The sequence below is a fragment of the Paraburkholderia hospita genome (assembly GCF_002902965.1).
Classification (GTDB): Bacteria; Pseudomonadota; Gammaproteobacteria; order Burkholderiales; family Burkholderiaceae; genus Paraburkholderia; species Paraburkholderia hospita.
Genome location: NZ_CP026105.1, coordinates 2703811 through 2721488, shown reverse-complemented (window position 1 = coordinate 2721488; position 17678 = coordinate 2703811). Strand labels below are relative to the sequence as shown.

Sequence of the window (17678 nt, the reverse complement as noted above, 5' to 3'; positions counted from 1 at the left end):
GTGTTGCATCGTCGATGGCTGTCAAGCCGGCGCGCGCTATTGCGCAGCACGTCCGCGCACGCGATTCAGCTTGCATCGGGCACGCCCGCCAGGTTCGCGTAAAATAAGCGCCTTTCGTCCGGCGGCGCGCGTTGCGAAAGCGGCGCGCAAGCGTCAGCCGGCCCGATTTCACCCCGTCAGCAGCGTTCACCTATGAGCATCAAATCCGACAAGTGGATCCGGCGTATGGCCGCCGAGCACAAGATGATCGAGCCGTTCGCGCCAGGCCAGGTGCGCGTGACGGAAGACGGTCGCAAGATTGTCAGCTACGGCACGTCGAGCTACGGCTACGACATCCGCTGCGCCGACGAATTCAAGATCTTCACGAACATCAACTCGACCATCGTCGATCCGAAGAACTTCGACGAGAAATCGTTTGTCGATTTCAAGGGCGATGTCTGCATCATTCCGCCCAACTCGTTCGCGCTCGCGCGCACGGTCGAGTATTTCCGCATTCCGCGCAGCGTGCTGACGGTCTGCCTCGGCAAATCGACGTATGCGCGCTGCGGCATCATCGTCAACGTGACGCCGTTCGAGCCGGAATGGGAAGGGCACGTTACGCTCGAATTCTCAAATACGACACCTTTGCCTGCGAAAATCTACGCGAACGAAGGCGTCGCGCAGGTGCTGTTCTTTGAAAGCGACGAGATCTGCGACGTGTCTTACGCGGATCGCGGCGGCAAATATCAAGGACAGCATGGCGTGACGTTACCGAAGACGTAACGCAACCGCGCATTGAATCACCAGCTATCCGGGTGACCGCTGCGCATCAGAAGCAGCGGTCGTTCTTTTTGGAGAATCGCACATGAAGTTTCGTTTTCCCGTCGTCATCATCGACGAGGACTTCCGCTCCGAGAACATCTCGGGTTCCGGCATTCGGGCGCTTGCCGAGGCTATCGAGAAAGAAGGCGCGGAAGTGCTGGGTCTCACGAGCTATGGCGATCTGACGTCGTTCGCGCAGCAGTCGAGCCGCGCGTCATGCTTCATCCTGTCGATCGACGACGACGAACTGCTGCCCTACGTCGAGAACGGCGACGGTGAAAAACCCGACGTCGCGCCCGCGATCGTCGACCTGCGCGCGTTCGTCGAGGCGGTGCGCAAGCGCAACGCGGACATCCCCATCTTCCTGTACGGCGAAACGCGCACCTCGCGCCATCTGCCGAACGACATCCTGCGCGAACTGCATGGCTTTATCCACATGTTCGAGGACACGCCGGAGTTCGTCGCGCGGCACATCATCCGCGAGGCGAAGGTGTATCTGGACTCGCTCGCGCCGCCGTTCTTCAAGGAACTGGTGCAGTACGCGGACGAAGGCTCGTACTCGTGGCACTGCCCGGGCCACTCGGGCGGCGTCGCGTTCCTGAAGAACCCGCTCGGCCAGATGTTCCACCAGTTCTTCGGCGAGAACATGCTGCGTGCGGACGTCTGCAATGCTGTCGACGAACTCGGCCAGCTGCTCGATCACACCGGCCCCGTCGCGGCGTCGGAGCGCAATGCGGCGCGCATCTTCAGCGCCGATCATCTGTTCTTCGTGACGAACGGCACGTCGACGTCGAACAAGATCGTGTGGCACGCAACAGTAGCGCCGGGCGACATCGTGCTGGTGGACCGCAACTGCCACAAGTCGATCCTGCACGCGATCACGATGACGCACGCGATCCCCGTGTTCCTGACGCCGACGCGCAATCATTTCGGCATCATCGGCCCGATTCCGCGCGACGAGTTCAAGCCGGAAAACATCCGCAAGAAGATCGAGGCGAATCCGTTCGCGCGCGAGGCGCTGGCGAAGAACCCGAACCTGAAGCCGCGCATCCTGACGATCACCCAGAGCACGTATGACGGCGTGATCTACAACGTCGAAATGATCAAGGACCTGCTCGGCGATCTGCTCGACACGCTGCACTTCGACGAAGCGTGGCTGCCGCACGCCGAGTTCCACGAGTTCTATCAGGACATGCACGCGATCGGCGCGGGCCGTCCGCGCACGGGCGCGCTGGTGTTCGCGACGCACTCCACACACAAGCTGCTCGCGGGCATTTCGCAGGCTTCGCAGATTGTCGTGCAGGACAGCGAGAACAGCACGTTCGACCGCCACCGCTTCAACGAAGCGTATCTGATGCATACGTCGACGAGCCCGCAATACGCGATCATCGCGTCGTGCGACGTGGCCGCGGCGATGATGGAGCCGCCGGGCGGCACGGCGCTCGTCGAGGAATCGATTGCCGAGGCGCTCGATTTCCGCCGCGCGATGCGCAAGGTCGACGCCGAGTACGGCGACGACTGGTTCTTCAAGGTCTGGGGCCCGGAAGAACTCGCGGAAGAGGGCATCGGCTCGCGCGACGACTGGATGCTGCGTCCGAACGACCGCTGGCACGGCTTCGGCCCGCTCGCGGACGGCTTCAACATGCTCGACCCGATCAAGGCGACGATCATCACGCCGGGGCTCGACGTGGACGGCGAATTCGGCGAGACGGGTATTCCCGCTGCGATCGTCACGAAGTATCTGGCCGAGCACGGCATCATCGTCGAGAAGACGGGCCTGTACTCGTTCTTCATCATGTTCACGATCGGCATTACGAAGGGCCGCTGGAACTCGATGGTCACGGAACTCCAGCAGTTCAAGGACGACTACGACAACAACCAGCCGCTGTGGCGCGTGTTGCCCGAGTTCGTCGCGCAGCATCCGGCGTACGAGCGCATCGGCCTGCGCGATCTGTGCGAGCAGATCCACAGCGTCTATCGTGCGAACGACATCGCGCGCCTGACGACGGAGATGTACCTGTCGAGCATGGAGCCCGCCATGAAGCCGTCCGACGCCTTCGCGAAGCTCGCGCACCGCGAGATCGACCGCGTGCCTATCGACGAACTCGAAGGCCGCGTCACATCGATCCTGCTGACGCCGTATCCGCCGGGCATTCCGCTGCTGATTCCGGGCGAGCGCTTTAACCGGACCATCGTCAACTATCTGCGGTTCGCGCGCGAGTTCAACGAACGCTTCCCGGGTTTCCATACGGATATCCACGGGCTGGTCGGTGAGACGATCAACGGGCGCATCGAGTACTTCGTCGATTGCGTGCGCGATTCGTAATGATGAAGACGGCACTGCGCTTCGGGTTGTGGGGTCGTGCGCGCGTCGGTGCGCCGGCGGCGTTGTGCACGTTCGCGTCGGCAATGACGCTGGCGAGCGCGCTGATGATCGCACCCGGCGCGGCGCATGCCGAAGTCGCCGCCGCCGATCCCATCGACGCATCGATGCGCACGTGTCTCGCGCGCGCCGACATGTCGTCGACGATCGGCCAGGTGCAGTGCATGGACGCGGCGCGGCTCGCGTGGCAGGCGTCGATGGACCAGTCGTTCCAGCAGTTGCTGTCGAAAGCACCCGACGCGCAGCGCAAGAAGTGGGACGAGAGCCAGAAGCGCTGGAAGGCCTGGCGCGAAGCGGACGGCAAGCTGCTGGCCGACATACTCGCCACGACGCGCGGCACGTCGTACCAGCTCGCGGTCGCCGACATGCAGTTGCAGCCGGTGCGCGACCGCGCGCTCGCGTTGCGTGCGGCGGCGATGGACGCCGGCAGGCAGGACCCTAAGAAGCGCCCGCGGGCCTGCTCGTTCGACGCGCAGTGCGAGCACGCGATGTTCGACCTGAACCGCTATTACCGGCGCCTGCATGCGAAGCTGCCTTCGCACGCGCGGCCGGTCCTGTCTCGCGCGCAACGCGCGTGGACGGCCTACCGCGACGCGACCGTCCCGCTGATGGACGCGCGCTCGCAAGTTGATATCATCGGCGCGCGCGTCGCGCAGCTCAAGCGCATGGGCGACACGGCCGGCAACGACTGAGCCGGATCTTTTTCTAAAAACTGCTCGAGCAGCTAAGTGCTTCTCGTAGCACGCATGTTCTATGCGCAGTGAATCAGATCACACTGCGGCCATTCCCATTTAGTGACTCTTTTTTAAAGTTGCACTTACAAGTGCCGTTATCTTACGTTGCGTTACCAGAGCGTCGGATAGAAGCACGGCACGCAGTACGCCCGATTCGGAAGGCCCCTGGAGCGCCAGCCATTCTTTGATCGGGATCACTATCTTGAAGCTATCCAAACCCTCCGCATTGCTCGTCGCCACGTTCGTTGCCGCGGCGGTGAGCGGATGCGCGACGGAGGCGTCGCGCTCGCTGCCGACGCCCGAAGTCAGTAGCGCACACGTGCCTTATGCCGGCAAGCCGGTACTCGTCGCCGTCGGCAAGTTCGACAACCGCTCGAGCTATATGCGCGGCATCTTCTCCGACGGCATTGATCGTGTCGGCAGCCAGGCGAAGACCATCCTCGTCACCACGCTGCAGCAGAGCCGCCGCTTCTCCGTGCTCGAACGCGACAACCTGGGCGAAATCAAACAGGAAGCCGCGATCGCCAACAAGGTGCAGAAGCTCAAGGGCGCGAACTATGTGATCACGGGCGACGTGACCGAGTTCGGCCGCAAGGAAGTCGGCGATCAGCAACTGTTCGGCATTCTGGGCCGTGGCAAGAGCCAGGTCGCGTATGCGAAGGTCAGCCTGAACATCGTCGATACGACGACGTCCGAGGTGATCGCATCGAGCCAGGGCGCGGGCGAATACAGCTTGTCGAACCGCGAGATCATCGGCTTTGGCGGCACTGCGTCGTACGACTCCACGCTCAACGGCAAGGTGCTCGATCTCGCGATCAAGGAAGCCGTCAATCACCTCGTCGAGCAGGTCGACGCGGGCGCTTTGCAGGCTGCGAACTAACCGGCCGCGAACTAACGCTTCAACACATCACATCCAATAAGACCTTGTTGAAAAGAACAAATATGCTGACGGGCATCGCGCTGCCCGTCGCGGCAGCGTGCGCGCTGCTGTCGGGGTGCGCGAACACGAAGAGCGTGTCGCTGTATCAGTGGGATGGCTATCAGCCGCAGGTGTACGAGTACTTCAAGGGGCAAAAGAGTCCGCTCGAGCAGATCGATGCGCTCGAAAAGGCGCGTCAGCAGATTCTCGCGAAGGGCGCATCGGCGCCGCCGGGCTTCCATGCGCATCTCGGGATGCTGTACGCGACCGTCGGCAAGGACCAGGAAGCGAAGCAGGAACTGCTCGCGGAGAAGCAATCGTTTCCTGAATCGTCGACCTACATGGACTTTCTGCTGAGCAAATTCCAATGACCATGACCCGCTTTCTCTCACTGAAACTGATCGCCGCGCTGTCTGTCCTGTTCACGTTGACGGCGTGCGTGACGCATGCGCCTCGCCAGGTCGACTACACCGCGTTTCGCAACAGCAAGCCGAGCACGATTCTCGTGCTGCCGCCCATCAACGACACGGCGGACGTGAACGCGACGTACGGCATGCTGTCGCAGATGACGATGCCGATCGCGGAAGGCGGCTATTACGTGGTGCCTGTCGTCGAGATGGAAGAGACGTTCAAGCACAACGGCCTGACCACGCCGACAGACATCCAGGGCGTCGCGCCCGACAAGCTGCGAAGCATCTTCGGCGCGGACGCCGCGGTGTACACGAAGATCACGCAGTACGGTTCGAAATACACGGTCATCGACAGCACGACGGTGGTTTCGGCAACCGCGAAGCTCGTCGATCTGCGCTCGGGCGACACGCTCTGGCAAGGTTCGGCAAGCGCGACGGGCAAGGAACTGGGCGGCAACGTGAACGTCGGCGGCGGGTTGATCGGCGCGCTGGTGCAGGCGGCCGTCAAGCAGGTCGCGCATACGCTGAGCGACGAATCGCACGACGTGGCCGGGCTGACGAGCCGCAAGCTGCTGTCGAGCGGCGGCGCGGATGGTCTGCTGTATGGTCCGCGTTCGCCGAAGTACGGCACGGACTGATGTTGCTGTGATGAACGCGCGCCGCTTGTGATACTGATTGTGATCGGCGCGCGTGTCCTGCTCACGCTTCAGGTGAGCAGATAACCATCTTTCGCGGCAGTCTTCTGCAGCGAAGGCTGCGCGAGCAGATCGCGCGCGGCGTCTTCAATGAATTCGGACAGCGCATCGAGCGCGAGGTCGTTGTCGTCGGTTCCGAACGGCTCTTCGATCTGCGATGCGATCGCGTCGAGCGCCATGAACGTGTACGCGACGAATACCGAGAAGATCGGCGTGAACACGCCAGCCGTTTCCACCAGCCCGAATGGCAACGCCGCGCAGAAGAAGTACACGGTGCGGTGAATCATCACCGAATACGCGAACGGCAGCGGCGTCGACAGGATCCGCTCGCAACCGCCGACCACATCCGACAGCCCGTTCAGATTGCGATCGATGGCCTGAACCGTCCATGCGTCCAGCTTGCCATCGCGCGCCTGCCGTTGCGTCCATTCGCCGAGCCAGAGCATGATCGTCGCGGGCCGATAGCGCGACATCATGACGCGCTCGAAGAGCGGCTTGTCGAGTCTCGTCGACAGATCCTCCGACGGGTCCGTGCATCTCAACTGATGCCGCAGCGCATGCGCGAATGCGCACAAGGCTTGCACGAAGGCCTGCGTTTCGCTTGCGTCAATATGGGCGTTTGGCAGCGTCAACACCTGGCGCGTGAGCGAGCGCGTCTCGTTGAGCAGCTTGCCCCAGAGCTTGCGCGCTTCCCAGTAGCGGTCATAGCTCGCGCTGTTGCGAAAGCCGAGGAAGATCGCGAGCGCAATGCCGATCAGCGAGAACGGCGTGGTGGTCATGTTGATGCTGATCTTCAGCAGGTGAACATGCACGCCGAGCGCGACCAGCGAGATGAGCAGAATGACGCACAGACGCGGCAAGAGCTCGGGAAGCACCGAACCGCGCCACGCGAGCAGCATGCGGAACCAGCGGAGATGTGGGCGGATGATCATGACAGTGAACGGTGAAAGCCGATGGTTGCCGTGATAGTAGCCGACGACGACGCAGCGCAACGGCAGGCGAGGTGAGAGCGGCCCATTGTCCCCTCGATGCAGCGAAGGCGGACGAGCCCGAAGCCGCAGGCAACGCGTGTGAAAACAAAAAAGGCGAACCCTCGCCAGAGAGTCCGCCTTTCAGCAGCCGAAAGGAAGCGGCCTAGCTGAGCGCAGCCCGCGCAGCGGCAACAGCGGCGCGCACCTGATCCGGCGCGGTGCCGCCCGGATGATTGCGGCTCGCGACGGATCCTTCGAGCGTCAGATAGCCGAACACATCGTCGCCCAGCAACGAAGCGACGTTCGGCAACTCAGCCTTCATCTCGTCGAGCGACAGGTCGGCCAGATCGCAGCCGCGTTGTTCGCAGACACGTACCGCATGCGCCACGGCTTCGTGCGCGTCACGGAACGGCAGGCCGCGCTTGACGAGGTAGTCGGCGAGATCGGTTGCCGTCGAGAAGCCCTGCAGCGCAGCCGCGCGCATGTTGTCCGCCTTCACCGTGATACCCGCGACCATCTCGGCGAAGATACGCAGCGTATCGGCGACGGTATCGACGGTATCGAACAGCGGTTCCTTGTCTTCCTGATTGTCCTTGTTGTACGCGAGCGGCTGGCCTTTCATCAGCGTCAGCAGCGCCATCAGGTGGCCGTTCACGCGGCCCGTCTTGCCGCGCGCCAGTTCGGGCACGTCCGGGTTCTTCTTCTGCGGCATGATCGACGAGCCGGTGCAGAAGCGGTCGGCAATGTCGATGAAGCCGACGCGCGGGCTCATCCACAGCACGAGTTCTTCGGAGAAGCGCGACACATGCGTCATCACGAGTGCCGATGCCGCCGTGAATTCGATTGCGAAGTCACGGTCGGAGACGGCGTCGAGCGAGTTCGCGCAGATGCCGTCGAAGCCGAGCGTCTTCGCGACGGCGTGACGGTCGATCGGATAGCTGGTGCCGGCGAGCGCCGCCGCGCCGAGCGGCAGACGGTTCACGCGCTTGCGGCAGTCCACCATGCGCTCGGCGTCGCGCGAGAACATCTCGACGTAAGCGAGCAGGTGATGGCCGAACGTCACGGGCTGCGCGACCTGCAGGTGCGTGAAGCCCGGCATGATCGTGCCGGAGTTGCTGTCGGCGAGGTCGAGGAGCGCGACGCGCAGATCCTTCAGCAGGTCGCCGATGCGGTCGATTTCGCCGCGCAGCCACAGGCGGATGTCGGTCGCGACCTGATCGTTACGCGAGCGGCCCGTGTGCAGGCGTTTGCCGGCGTCGCCGATCAGGGCGGTCAGGCGCGCTTCGATGTTTAGGTGCACGTCTTCGAGATCGAGTTGCCATTCGAACTCGCCGCGCTCGATTTCACCCTTGATCTGCGCCATACCGCGCTGGATCGCCGCGAGGTCGTCGGCGCTGATGATCTTTTGCGCGGCCAGCATCGACGCGTGCGCAAGCGAGCCTTCGATATCGACGAACGCCAGACGCTTGTCGAAGAAGACCGACGACGTGTAGCGCTTGACGAGTTCCGACATCGGCTCGGAGAAGCGAGCCGACCAGGCTTCGCCTTTTTTATGCAGTTGGGACGTCATGGTGATGGGCAGTATGCGAGGTGAAGACGCTGACGGCGCGTGGAGACGGCGCCGCCTCGAAGGAGACAACGATTTTACCACCCGCCGTGCGGGCGGCTTCCGGGTGGCCGGGCAAGCTCATTCGCGCATCAGCACGACGAGCTTCAGGTCTTCGCGGTGCGCGGGCTTGAAGGTGATCTGGTTGTAGGTGACGTGGCCGTCGCGCGGATGATTGAAGCGGCGCTGGCCGCCTTCGCGCTCGTTGACGTCCTGCGACGCCCAGAAGCGCGCGAACGCGTCGCTCGAGGCGGAGAGTTCGTCGATCAGCGAGCGCGTGGGCGCGTCGTTTTGATGGCGGATCGAATCGGCGCGATATTCGGCGGCGAGACGCCGCGCGCGGATTTCCCAGTCGACGATCAGGCTGCGCGCCTCCGGCGACAGGAAGGTGTAGCGCAGCAGGTTGCGGTCGTGCTCGCCGTCGAGCCAGCCGACGAACAGGTCCGCCGCCGGCTCGTTCCACGCGAGTGCGGTGAACTGGCGGTCGAGCACGTAGGCGGGTGCGCTCACGAGCTGCACGGTCTTGAGCAGCATGGCGGGGGTATCGGCGGCGGCGGGGTCCGGCTCGGCCGGGTCGCGCTGCGCGGCCAGTTCGAACAGATACGCGCGTTCGGCGCGCGAGAGCTGCAGCGCGACGGCGATGCGCGCGAGCGCGTCGGCGGACGCGGACACGGGGCGCCCCTGTTCGATCCAGGTGTACCAGGTCGGGCTTACGCCGCACAGCTGCGCGACTTCCTCGCGCCGCAGGCCGGGCGTGCGGCGGCGCGGGCCGGGCGGCAGGCCGACGGCCTGCGGCGACAGGCGCTCGCGATGGGCGCGGATGAACTCGCCGAGCGCGCGGGCGGGCGACGCGTCGAGCGGCGGGGCGGAATCGGCGGGGGACGGCGTGGTCATGTGGCGGGACTGCGGTGGCTGGTAATGTCGATACCAGAATAATTGCTTGACTTGTACTGGTACAGGGCGGGCTCTATTGTAGCGACAGGCGAGACGCTTCGCGACTTTGCCCCTATCCTCACAAACAAGCCTGCAGGCACTGGAGCACACGATGAAGCATCACGATCAGGTAGCCGACGCGTTCGGCTCGACGGCGGCCTCGTATTTGACGAGCCATGTACACGCGACGGGCGCGGATTTGCAGACGCTGGCGGCTGCTGTTGCGGCGACGCCGGGTGCGGCGGTGCTCGATATGGGATGCGGGGCGGGGCATGCGAGTTTTGCGGTTGCACCGCATGCTGGGGCGGTTGTCGCTTATGACATTGCGCCGCAGATGCTGGCTACGGTTGCTTCTGCTGCAGTTGATCGCGGGTTGTCGAATATTCGTACGCAGCAGGGCGCGGCTGAAAAGCTGCCGTTCGATGATGGTTCGTTTGATTGGGTCGTCAGCCGGATGAGCGCGCATCACTGGCACGATGTGCCGTTGGCACTCGCCGAAGTGCGGCGGGTTTTGAAGCCCGGCGGGCGTGTGATGTTCATTGATATTGCTGGGAGCGAGCATCCGTTGCTCGATACGCATCTTCAGGCTGTCGAGGTGTTGCGCGATGGGTCGCATATTCGTGACTATCGCGCGGATGAATGGGTGGCGTTTTTTGCTGATGCAGGGTTTGAGGCTGTGGCGCGCGAGCGCTGGCGGCTCGATATCGAGTTTGCTTCGTGGGTCGCGAGGATGAGGACGCCTGAGGCGCGGGTTGTTGCTATTCGGTCTTTGTGGGCTTCCGCCCCGGATGAGGTTCGTGAGTATTTCGATGTTCAGGAGGATGGGTCTTTTAAGCTCGATGCTTTGATGGTTGAGGCGTATTGAGGTTTCGGGTTTTTTGTCTGCGACGCTTATGTTGGTGTGCTTGTGTTTGCGCTGGCATCCGCGTGACGGTGTTTGCCGTTCAGGCGTCGCCCCTGTGCGGGGCGGCACCTACTTTTCTTTGCCGCCGCAAAGAAAAGTAGGCAAAAGAAAGCGGCTCACACCGCTAATTCTTGTTCCTGCCTGAGGGCCCCCAACTGGTCCTACGCTTCACACGGCAGCGCATCTGTTAGCGCGCGTTGCCAACGCACTGAATGAGTGCCTCACCCACTCCGGATACCCGTGCACGGGCTGGCGGCAGCGAACGGTTTCTGCCGCCCAGGTGGCAAACTGTGTGTAGTTTGCCGCGGCGTATAGCTTGGCGCTCTTACATGGTGGAACGCGTGCGCTATCGGTTCGGAGTGAGGCGTGTGAGGTGCTACGGCCTACACACAGTTTGCCACCTGGGCGGCCGTGGAATACTGGCACGGCGTGCTGCAACGCGGGTGCGTGAAGTGGGTGATGCGCTGGATTAGAGCGTTGGCAACGAACGCGAACAAGCAGGTTGCCGTGTGAAGTGTGGGGCCGTTTGGGGGCCCTCAGGCAGGAAGAAGAGTTGGCGGTGTGAGCCGCTTTCTTTTGCCTACTTTTCTTTGCGGCGGCAAAGAAAAGTAGGTGCCGCCCCGCACAGGGGCGACGCTTGAAGCACGCTAACAAAGCGCGGATGCCAGCGAAAAGCAAAGCACACCAAACTAAAAGCAAAAACCAAAAAAAACGGCGGCCTCAGAAAGAGAACCGCCGTCCGCAGGACAACAAAAAAATCAACCAGTATTTCTCAACCCAGCCGCAATCCCATTGATAGTCAAATGAATCCCACGCCGCACGCGGACATTGTCATCCCCAGCGCGATGGCGCTTGAGCAACTCCACCTGCAAGTGATTCAATGGATCAAGATAAGGAAACCGATTCTTAATAGACCGCGCGAGCAAAGGATTATCCGCGAGCCGCTCCTTCTTCCCGGTAATCTCAGAAAGCACATTGGACGTGCGCTCCCACTCCGCGACAATCCGCTCGAACACATGCTTACGCAGCTTCTTATCAGCCACAAGCGCGGCATAACGCGACGCCACCGCGAGGTCCGTCTTAGCCAGCACCATATCCATATTCGACAGCAGGTTCGCGAAAAACGGCCACGCCTTATGCATCTTGCGCAGCAGATTCACACGACGCTCACGCTCCGTGTTCGTGCCCGCGGCATCGAGCCAACCGGAAACCGCGCTACCAAACCCATACCAACCCGTCAGCAGCAGCCGGCATTGTCCCCATGAGAAACCCCATGGAATCGCCCGCAGATCCTCGATCTTGCGCTGCTTCGGGTCCTGCAGCTTGCGCGACGCCGGCCGGCTGCCGATATTCAACTCGGCGATCTCCGCAATCGGCGTCGACGAGAAGAAGTATTCGGTGAAGCCCGGCGTCTCATAGACGAGCGCACGGTACGACGCCATCGCCGCATCCGACAGAGTCTGCATCACTTCTTCGAAGTCGGGCAGTTGCGACGGCGCATTGCCGTGCGGCAGCAACGACGCTTCGAGCGTCGCAGCAACGACCGTCTCCAGATTGCGCCGGCCGATGTCCGGGTTGCCGAACTTGCTCGCAATCACCTCGCCCTGTTCGGTCAGGCGAATCTGCCCATCGACCGTGCCCGGCGGCTGCGAAAGAATCGCCTGATAGGTCGGGCCGCCGCCGCGTCCAACCGTGCCGCCGCGTCCATGGAACAGCCGCAGCGTGATGCCGCGCTCATTGAACAGCGACACCAGCGCCAGTTCCGCGCGGTACAGCTCCCAGTTCGACGTCAGGAAGCCGCCGTCCTTGTTGCTGTCCGAATAGCCGAGCATCACTTCCTGCTCGTTGCCCTGGTTCTCGATGACGGTATCGATGCCCGGCAGCGCCAGCAGGTCGCGCATGATATGTGACGCGTTGCGCAAGTCGGGAATCGTCTCGAAGAGCGGGATCACCATCAGGCCCGCGCGCGCCGGATCGACCGGGTTGCCGAGCGCGCCTTGCAGCAGCCCCGCTTCCTTTTGCAGCAGCATCACTTCGACCAGATCGCTCACCGTCTCCGTGTGCGAAATGATGTAGTTGCGCACCGCGCGCGCGCCGAACTTCTCGCGCGTCACGCGCGCCTGTTCCAACACGCCGAGTTCGCTCTTCACCAGATCCGAGTACTCGACATACGGCGAGCGCAGCAGGCGCGGCTGCGCGAGTTCGGCGAGCAGCACGCGCAGCTTGTCGGCTTCCGAAAGCGCCGCGTAGTCGCTTTCGACACCCGCGCGCCGCAGCAGCTCCGCGATCACTGCTTCGTGGATGTCGGAGCTTTGACGCAGATCGATACTCGCGAGGTGGAAGCCGAACACTTCGGCGGCACGCGTCAACGGCGACAGGCGAGGCGTTGCCAGCGACGCGCCGTGATGCTCGGTGAGCGAATCGATCAGCACGTGCAGATCGCGCACGAACTCGGACGAATCGTCGTAGGGAATCGCGCGAATCTTCGGCGCGCCGGGGCCGGCGCTGCGCAGCGGTACGACGCCTTCGCCGAGCCTCACGCGCGCACTCGCGCCGAGCCGCGTGTAGATGCCGATCAGCGCGCGCCGGTACGGTTCGTCCGTGCGGTGCGGCGAGTGATCGGGCGAGGCTTCCGCGAGCGCCTTCAGTTCGTCGCTCGCGCCCGCCAGCAGGTTCGACACCGACAGTTCCGCGCCGAGCTTGTGCACCTGTTCCAGATAGTGCTCGAAGATGACCGCGGCCTGGCGCGTAATCGCGTTTTCGAGCGTCTCGCCCGTGACGTTCGGGTTGCCGTCGCGGTCGCCGCCAATCCAGCTGCCCATCTGGAAGAAGGGCGGCAGGCGCGCATCGAGGCCGTGCTCGACGAGCGCTTCTTCGATGTCGGCGTAGAGCGCGGGAATTTCTTCGAGGAACGTCGCGCGGTAAAACGACAGCGCGTTCTCGATTTCATCGGCGACCGTCAGGCGCGAGTCGCGCAGCATGCGCGTCTGCCACAGCGACGTCACGCGCGCACGCAGCAGCGATTCGTTCTGTAGACGCTCGCGCGCCGTCAGCGGCTGGTCGCGTTCGGCGAGCAGGCGCGCGATGTCGTGCTGCGCGTCGAGAATGCTCTTGCGCTGCACTTCCGTCGGGTGTGCCGTCAGCACGGGGACGATCAGCGCGTCGTTGAAGAACTGCTGCAGCACGGGCGTGGCGGCGGCGTTCGCTTCGACGAGCCGGTCGAGCGCATGCGCGATCGTGCCCGGTTGCGACGTCGAGCCGGCCAGATCGTGAATCCGGTGCCGGCGATTGCGATGACGGTCTTCGGCGATGTTCGCGAGGTGCGAGAAGTAGCTGAACGCGCGCACCACGCTTACCGTCTGTTCGGGCGACAGCGCGCGCAGCTTCTTGTCGAGCGCCTGCGCGGCGACGCTGTCGTCCTCGCGGCGAAAGCGCACGGCCGTCTGACGAATCGTTTCGACGACGTCGAACACCGCGTCGCCTTCCTGCTCGCGCACCACGTCGCCGAGCAGCCGTCCCAGGTAGCGGATGTCTTCGAAGAGCGGCTGGTCCTTGTCTTCACGCGTGCGGGCGTTGTCCTTCATTTGCGGCGCCGCGCCATTCTTCGGTTCTTTCGACGCGCGCGCGGTCTCCTGCTTGCCGGCGCCGTCGGCCTTAATTCGTTTCGGGGCGCCTTTGGCGGGCGCCTTGGTCTTCGAGGATTTGCCGGTTTTGCCGGAGTCGAGGGCTTGCGTTGCCTTCAGGGCCTTGGCGGCCTTGACAGCGGAAGCGGCGGGAGCGGCCGATGCGGTATTGACGGCATCGGGCGAGGCAGTAGTGCGGCGGGCAGGGCGCGCCGATCCGGAAGACGTCACGATGTTTCCTCAGGAAAGCCAGGGTCTAAGAATGGTGAACTGCAACTGCGGGTACAGCGGGGAACTGCGTTCAAAGCCTGTCAGCGATGCGGCGCGCGCGGCGGAGGAGAGCCGGTTGCGCGTGGTGCGCCGCACTAAATCATCGCGCATGCGGCGCATTGACGCGCGAACGACCGTGCTGGGGCTTCTGGCGGCCACGCGAGTCACGATCGATGCGGCTATGGACGGCTCAGCGTGGATGAATCCGCAGGCCTGTCTCCTCTGGTTCTATGGCGGTTGACGGAAGTAAGCGCTTAGCGCCAACCACCGTCTCGCGCAAGTGCCGTCGCGCTGCTTTGGCATGGCCGTGCGGCCAGCGAGAGGTTGCCAAAGCGCGTGCTAACATTCTTTGTTATCACATCCCGTCGTTCAATGAATCAAACAATGAATTCCGAGACGCTTGCGCCCACTCCGCCCACCACGCTAGTCATCGCGTCGCGGGAAAGCCGGCTTGCCATGTGGCAAGCCGAGCATGTGCGGTGTGCGCTGCACAAATTATATCCATCTTGTGACGTAAAAATCCTCGGAATGACGACACGTGGCGATCAGATTCTCGATCGAACGCTGTCGAAGGTCGGCGGCAAAGGGCTGTTCGTGAAGGAACTGGAGAACGCGCTGGCCGACGGCCGCGCCGATCTCGCCGTCCATTCGCTGAAAGACGTGCCGATGGAACTGCCCGAAGGCTTCGCGCTGTCGACCATCATGGAGCGCGAGGATCCGCGCGACGCGTTCGTCTCCAGCCAGTACGACTCGCTGGCCGCGCTGCCGCCCGGCAGCGTGGTGGGTACGTCGAGCCTGCGCCGCGAAGCGATGCTGCGCACGCGCTTTCCCGAACTCGTCGTGAAGCCGCTGCGTGGCAATCTCGACACGCGCCTCGCGAAGCTCGACCGCGGCGATTACGCGGCCATTATTCTGGCGGCGGCCGGTCTCAAGCGTCTGGGCCTGGGCGACCGAATCCGCTCGCTGCTCGATCCCGCCGACAGCCTGCCCGCCGCGGGCCAGGGCGCGCTCGGCATCGAGATCCGCGCGGACCGCGCCGACCTCGCCGCATGGCTTGCGCCGCTGCATCACGAGCACACGGCGGCCGCGGTCGAAGCGGAGCGCATGGTGTCGCGCGCGCTAGGCGGCAGTTGCGAAGTGCCGCTCGCCGCTTACGCGACCTGGCATGACGGCGCGCTGCATCTGCGCGGCGTCGTCGCGACGCCCGACGGCCAGCGCGTGCTGTCCGCGCAAGCCTCGGCGCCCGCGGCGACCACGGACGCCGCGCTCGAACTGGGCCGCGAGGTCGCGAGCCAGCTCGAAGCGCAGGGCGCACTCGAAATAGTCCGCGCGCTCACCACGGCGAGCGGCCCGGCTGCTTCCGCGTGATGGCGGCCGACTCGAACCAGACACCCGACGCATTGCCGTCCAGGGACGGCACAGGCGCATCGCATTCGACGCATCTGACCGTCGTGCTGACCCGTCCGGCGGGACAGTCCGACGCGCTTGCGAAGACGCTGCACGACGCGGGTGTCGCCACCGTCGAATTTCCTCTGATCGATATCGCCGCAGCGGACGACGAAGCGCCGCTGCGCGCGGCACTCGCAGCGCTTGACCGATACGCGCTGGTCGTCTTCGTGTCGCCGAATGCCGTCGATTACGCATTCGCGAGCCACGACGCGATCTGGCCGCACGCGCTGCCCGTCGGCGTGGTCGGTCCAGGCAGCGTCGCCGCGCTCGCGAAGCACGGCGTCGAAGCGCCCGCGTACCAGGTGATCAGCCCGGGCGCATCGGCCGACGACCACGACGGCGCGCGCTTCGACTCCGAGGCGCTGTATGCGGCGATTGAAGCGTCGCTTGGCGACAACGCTTTCGAAGGCAAGCGCGTGCTGATCGTGCGTGGCGACGGCGGCCGCGAATGGCTGGCCGACCGTTTGCGCGAAGCGGGCGCCGAAGTCGAGACGGTCGCGGCCTACCGGCGCCTCGTGCCTGACCCGTCGATCGGCGCATGGTCGCGCATCCACAGGCTGCTGTCGGACGAATCCAGGACGCCGCACGCGTGGCTCGTGACGAGTTCCGAGGGCGTGCGCAATCTCGCCGAGCTTGCGCACGACCACCTGACGGCGAGCGAGCAGGCGCAACTGAAGCGCGCGATGTTCGTCGCGCCCCATCCGCGCATCGCGGAAACCGCGCGGGCATTGGGTTTTGATAGCATTACGGTGTCCGGTGCGGGCGATGAACGGATCGCCCGCGCGGTGTTGTCTCTCGCGGCACCTTTTGAAGTTCAACCGGTCCAGTCCAACCCGGCACAAGAACGCATGTCTGATACCAACGCATCCACGACCCCCACGCCCCCGACGTCCAACTCCGCGCCGCGGCCCGCTACCGCGCTGCCGCCGAATCAACCCTTTACGCCCTATGAAATGCAGCAGGCCAAGCCGAAGGGCAACGCGCTGCTTTGGGTTGTCATCGCGCTGGTGCTCTTTGCGGCGATCGCGGGCGGCATTGCACTGAACCGCAGGGTCATCAAGCTCGATCAGCAACTGTCGCACCGCCAGCAGGCCAACGATTCGCAGACGGCCGAGTTGCGCGTGAAGACCGAGCAGGCCGTCGCCACCGTGCGTCAGGCCGATGCGCAGATCGCGCAGCTCGAAGGCAAGCTCGCCGACGCGCAGAATGCGCAGAACGCGTTGCAGCAGCAATACGCGGATCTCGCGCGCAATCGCGACGACTGGACGATGGCCGAAGTCGGCCAGATGCTGTCGGCCGCGAGCGAGCAACTGCAACTGACAGGCAACACGCAACTCGCGCTGTTTGCGCTGCAGAGCGCGGACACGCGCCTCGCCGCGTCGGACGGCGCGCAGGTGCTGGCCGTACGCAAGGCGATTGCGCAGGACATCGACAAGCTGAAATCCGCGCCGTCGACCGACCTCACGGGCCTCGCCATCAAGCTCGACAACGCGATCGATCAGATCGACCAGCTGCCGCTTTCGGGAGAGGCGCCGATTGCGCACGCCACGCCGCATGCGTCCACGCCGAAGGATGTCGACCGCGTCGCGGCCGCCACGGGCGAACCGAAGTGGAAAGTGTGGTGGAACCAGCTCATCGCGGGTATTGGCCAGCAGTTGACGAGTCTCGTGCAGGTGCGCCGCATCGACCACGCCGACGCGATGCTCGTCGCGCCCGATGAGGGCTACTTCGTGCGCGAAAACCTGAAGATGCGCCTGCTGTCCGCCCGTCTCGCGCTGCTCGCGCGCAACCAGACGACGCTCAAGTCCGACCTTCACGCCGCGGACAACGCGCTCGCGCGCTACTTCGACGGCTCGTCGAAGCAGGTGCAGACGGTACGCGACCTCGTGAAGCAGGTCGACGACGGCTCGGGCGCTGTCGACGTGCCGAACCTGGATACGAGTCTGCAGGCCGTGCATCAATACCGGACGCGGGGTTAAT

At 63.9% G+C, this 17678-nt stretch carries 14 protein-coding genes; 10 read left to right on the top strand and 4 right to left on the bottom strand.

The annotated features are described in order from the left end of the window. The first annotated feature begins 192 nt into the window (after nt 1–192). The 6 genes from dcd to C2L64_RS12275 all read left to right on the top strand — a co-directional run bounded on the left by dcd (nt 193) and on the right by C2L64_RS12275 (nt 5885). Entirely contained in the window at nt 193–762 is a 570-nt protein-coding gene (gene dcd, locus C2L64_RS12300) for a dCTP deaminase (protein WP_007588601.1), read from the top strand. A gap of 82 nt (nt 763–844) precedes the next feature. Further along, nucleotides 845–3127 carry an arginine/lysine/ornithine decarboxylase gene (locus C2L64_RS12295; RefSeq protein WP_007588603.1) on the top strand — a complete coding sequence of 761 codons (2283 nt, stop codon included), beginning with the start codon at nt 845–847 and terminating at the stop codon, nt 3125–3127. Continuing rightward, nucleotides 3127–3876 (top strand): lysozyme inhibitor LprI family protein, encoded by a 750-nt coding sequence (locus C2L64_RS12290; RefSeq protein WP_007588605.1) that lies wholly within the window; start codon nt 3127–3129, stop codon nt 3874–3876. The genes C2L64_RS12295 and C2L64_RS12290 overlap by 1 nt, the downstream gene beginning before the upstream one ends. 244 nt (nt 3877–4120) lie before the next feature. Continuing rightward, entirely contained in the window at nt 4121–4798 is a 678-nt protein-coding gene (locus tag C2L64_RS12285; RefSeq protein WP_039901495.1) for a CsgG/HfaB family protein, read from the top strand. 47 nt (nt 4799–4845) lie between these two features. After that, nucleotides 4846–5208, top strand: coding sequence for a DUF4810 domain-containing protein (locus C2L64_RS12280; protein WP_094296812.1), 363 nt, complete (start codon nt 4846–4848; stop codon nt 5206–5208). 2 nt (nt 5209–5210) lie between these two features. Beyond that, a complete protein-coding gene (locus tag C2L64_RS12275; RefSeq protein ID WP_007588610.1) occupies nt 5211–5885 on the top strand; it encodes a DUF799 domain-containing protein in 675 nt (224 codons plus the stop codon). Nucleotides 5886–5953: 68 nt separating this feature from the next. On the opposite strand, the gene C2L64_RS12270 is transcribed toward C2L64_RS12275, so the two are convergent. From C2L64_RS12270 to C2L64_RS12260, 3 genes are all read right to left on the bottom strand, one after another. Then, entirely contained in the window at nt 5954–6874 is a 921-nt protein-coding gene (locus C2L64_RS12270; RefSeq protein WP_007588611.1) for a bestrophin family protein, read from the bottom strand. A gap of 202 nt (nt 6875–7076) precedes the next feature. Continuing rightward, on the bottom strand, nt 7077–8483 hold the full coding sequence (gene argH / locus C2L64_RS12265; protein WP_007588612.1) for an argininosuccinate lyase: 1407 nt from the start codon (nt 8481–8483) through the stop codon (nt 7077–7079). Nucleotides 8484–8600: 117 nt separating this feature from the next. Then, nucleotides 8601–9413 (bottom strand): helix-turn-helix transcriptional regulator, encoded by an 813-nt coding sequence (locus tag C2L64_RS12260; RefSeq protein WP_079499094.1) that lies wholly within the window; start codon nt 9411–9413, stop codon nt 8601–8603. 151 nt (nt 9414–9564) lie between these two features. Between C2L64_RS12260 and C2L64_RS12255 the strand changes: the two genes are divergently transcribed. Then, nucleotides 9565–10317: a class I SAM-dependent methyltransferase gene (locus tag C2L64_RS12255; protein WP_007588204.1), complete on the top strand. Its 753-nt coding sequence runs from the start codon at nt 9565–9567 to the stop codon at nt 10315–10317. 797 nt (nt 10318–11114) lie between these two features. Here the strand turns inward: C2L64_RS12255 and ppc are convergent. Beyond that, entirely contained in the window at nt 11115–14210 is a 3096-nt protein-coding gene (gene ppc, locus C2L64_RS12250; RefSeq protein WP_007588206.1) for a phosphoenolpyruvate carboxylase, read from the bottom strand. 1 nt (nt 14211) lies between these two features. Here ppc and C2L64_RS12245 point away from each other — a divergent pair, with 1 nt between their 5' ends. The 3 genes from C2L64_RS12245 to hemDX all read left to right on the top strand — a co-directional run bounded on the left by C2L64_RS12245 (nt 14212) and on the right by hemDX (nt 17677). Continuing rightward, nucleotides 14212–14490: a hypothetical protein gene (locus C2L64_RS12245; RefSeq protein WP_236674045.1), complete on the top strand. Its 279-nt coding sequence runs from the start codon at nt 14212–14214 to the stop codon at nt 14488–14490. Between the two features lie 143 nt (nt 14491–14633). Further along, nucleotides 14634–15617 (top strand): hydroxymethylbilane synthase, encoded by a 984-nt coding sequence (hemC, locus tag C2L64_RS12240; RefSeq protein ID WP_039901429.1) that lies wholly within the window; start codon nt 14634–14636, stop codon nt 15615–15617. Continuing rightward, a complete protein-coding gene (hemDX, locus tag C2L64_RS12235; protein WP_007588212.1) occupies nt 15617–17677 on the top strand; it encodes a fused uroporphyrinogen-III synthase HemD/membrane protein HemX in 2061 nt (686 codons plus the stop codon). The genes hemC and hemDX overlap by 1 nt, the downstream gene beginning before the upstream one ends. The last annotated feature ends 1 nt before the right edge of the window (nt 17678 follow it).

Coding starts and splice junctions, on each gene's coding strand:
- dcd (WP_007588601.1), top strand. CDS start 193: ATGAGCATCAAATCCGACAAGTGGATCCGGCGTATGGCCGCCGAGCAC.
- C2L64_RS12295 (WP_007588603.1), top strand. CDS start 845: ATGAAGTTTCGTTTTCCCGTCGTCATCATCGACGAGGACTTCCGCTCC.
- C2L64_RS12290 (WP_007588605.1), top strand. CDS start 3,127: ATGATGAAGACGGCACTGCGCTTCGGGTTGTGGGGTCGTGCGCGCGTC.
- C2L64_RS12275 (WP_007588610.1), top strand. CDS start 5,211: ATGACCCGCTTTCTCTCACTGAAACTGATCGCCGCGCTGTCTGTCCTG.
- C2L64_RS12270 (WP_007588611.1), bottom strand. CDS start 6,874: ATGATCATCCGCCCACATCTCCGCTGGTTCCGCATGCTGCTCGCGTGG.
- argH (WP_007588612.1), bottom strand. CDS start 8,483: ATGACGTCCCAACTGCATAAAAAAGGCGAAGCCTGGTCGGCTCGCTTC.
- C2L64_RS12260 (WP_079499094.1), bottom strand. CDS start 9,413: ATGACCACGCCGTCCCCCGCCGATTCCGCCCCGCCGCTCGACGCGTCG.
- C2L64_RS12255 (WP_007588204.1), top strand. CDS start 9,565: ATGAAGCATCACGATCAGGTAGCCGACGCGTTCGGCTCGACGGCGGCC.
- C2L64_RS12245 (WP_236674045.1), top strand. CDS start 14,212: ATGTTTCCTCAGGAAAGCCAGGGTCTAAGAATGGTGAACTGCAACTGC.
- hemC (WP_039901429.1), top strand. CDS start 14,634: ATGAATTCCGAGACGCTTGCGCCCACTCCGCCCACCACGCTAGTCATC.
- hemDX (WP_007588212.1), top strand. CDS start 15,617: ATGGCGGCCGACTCGAACCAGACACCCGACGCATTGCCGTCCAGGGAC.